This window comes from Pseudomonas sp. I2, from assembly GCF_040984075.1.
Lineage (GTDB): Bacteria > Pseudomonadota > Gammaproteobacteria > Pseudomonadales > Pseudomonadaceae > Aquipseudomonas > Aquipseudomonas guariconensis_B.
This window is the reverse complement of sequence record NZ_JBCGFQ010000220.1, coordinates 1-394: the sequence shown is the minus strand read 5'-3', so window position 1 is coordinate 394 and position 394 is coordinate 1. Positions and strand designations below refer to the sequence as shown.

Annotated in this window: 1 protein-coding gene; it reads right to left on the bottom strand. The window is 48.5% G+C overall.

Going from position 1 to position 394, the window contains the following annotated elements; genetic code table 11:
• Positions 1–394 (bottom strand): phage terminase large subunit (locus WCE05_RS26335; RefSeq protein ID WP_368816887.1); only part of this gene is annotated, 394 nt, incomplete at both ends.

Genomic DNA, 394 nt, shown 5'->3' with positions numbered 1-394 from the left:
GTTAAAGATAAACCAGCACTCTGAGCCCTCTTTACGGATGGTAGGCTCCAGTATCTTCCACTGGTACTCCGTCAGCGCGTGGGCCTCTTCAAGCCACAGAACGCTGATACCTTCCAGAGACTTAATCTCTTCAATGTTGCGCCAGAGCCCATAAAACACGAATTCAGACCCGGTCACCCGGTTAATGATTTTGTTGTTCAGAATGCGGAAACGATGCCGCAGGCCAAAGCGGTCAATCTGAATTTTGAGCAGGGTATACACCGACTCTTCAATTTTGTTCTGGATCTGACGCGCACAACAAAAGCGCAGGCTGTATTTATTTGACAGGAATATGGCGATGCCAGCAGCATCCCATGACTTTGACGATGACCGGCCACCATAAAGCACTTTGTTA